Origin of the sequence: Deinococcus pimensis DSM 21231 (assembly GCF_000519345.1) — a bacterium.
GTDB classification, from domain to species: domain Bacteria; phylum Deinococcota; class Deinococci; order Deinococcales; family Deinococcaceae; genus Deinococcus_A; species Deinococcus_A pimensis.
In genome coordinates this window covers 33,806-35,005 of the sequence record NZ_KI912617.1, presented here as the reverse complement: position 1 = coordinate 35,005, position 1,200 = coordinate 33,806, and the positions used below count along the sequence as shown (strand labels likewise).

1 protein-coding gene and 1 pseudogene are annotated in these 1,200 nt (G+C 72.2%); one reads left to right on the top strand and one right to left on the bottom strand.

All coding sequences use genetic code 11. The features are described from left to right. Window positions 1-572 (bottom strand): DoxX family protein (locus DEIPI_RS27380; protein WP_084473839.1); only part of this gene is annotated, 572 nt, incomplete at its 3' end. Window positions 573-702: 130 nt separating this feature from the next. Here DEIPI_RS27380 and DEIPI_RS0100605 point away from each other — a divergent pair. Then, window positions 703-1,200: pseudogene (locus DEIPI_RS0100605) on the top strand (AAA family ATPase); the annotation flags it as partial.

The following is a 1,200-nucleotide window of genomic DNA, read 5'->3' as shown; positions in this document are numbered from 1 at the left end:
GGCGCCGCGCCCTTCGCGTCCCGTGCGGGCGGCGCGCCCGGCAGCTCCACCCCGAGGCGGGGCAGCACCACCCGGTCGAGGCCCAGGTAGCCCGCGACCCGCCAGCCCAGCACCAGCCACGTCGCGAGGATGAACAGCACCGGGTTCGTGCTGACCGCGCCCGCCAGCAGGAAGTTCGCGTTGAGGAACCCGCCGAAGAACGCCGCGACCCCCGTGAAGAGGCCCAGGATCAGCGCGCCGCCGACGAACAGCTCCCCGTACGCCACGAGGTACGAGAACAGCGCGGCGTTGGGCATCGCGACGTGCTGCAGGAACCACGCGTACCAGCCCTGCACGTCCGGGTGCTCCCCACCGGTCTTGGTGAGCGCCCCGTGGAAGAAGCCCGTGACGGCCGCGCCCGCCTTCTCCCCGACCCACACCCCGGCGGGGTTCGTGATCTTGCCCCAGCCTGCCGTGAGCCACTCGTAGCCGACGTACACGCGCAGCAGGGCCCACAGGGGCGCGAGGTGCGGATCGGCGAGGAGACGGGCGGTGACGCGCGGTTCGGGAATGGTGGGACGGGGAATGTTCATGCGGTCCTCCTGAACCCAGCGTCTTCCGCCGCCATTACCGACCCGTTACGTTCCGGGACGGTCACGTGAGGAGGCCGCGACCCCACGTCGGGGTCGCGGCCTCTCGACGTCGGGGTCAGGTCCTGCTGGGCTCGCCCGCGCGGGCCTGCGCGACCCCGCCAAGCCGCAGGGCAGCTTCCTCTTCACCGGCCCGACCGGCGTCGGCAAGACGGAGCTCGCGCGGACGCTCGCGCGGGTCCTCGGGGTGGAGCTCGTACGCTTCGACATGAGCGAGTACCAGGAGGCGCACACCGTCGCGCGGCTCATCGGGGCGCCGCCCGGCTACGTCGGTTTCGATCAGGGCGGCCTGCTCACGGAGGCGCTCTCCCGCCATCCGCACGCGGTCGTGCTGCTCGACGAGATCGAGAAGGCCCACCCGGACATCTACAACCTGCTGCTGCAGGTCATGGACCACGGCACCCTCACGGACCACACGGGCAAGGGGGTGGACTTCCGCGGCGCCGTCCTGATCATGACGAGCAACGCGGGCGCCGCCGACGCGAGCCGCCCCGCGCTGGGCTTCGGACGCACCAGCCGCGCCGACGAGGCGATGGACGCCGTGGAACGTACCTTCAGCCCGGAGTTCCGC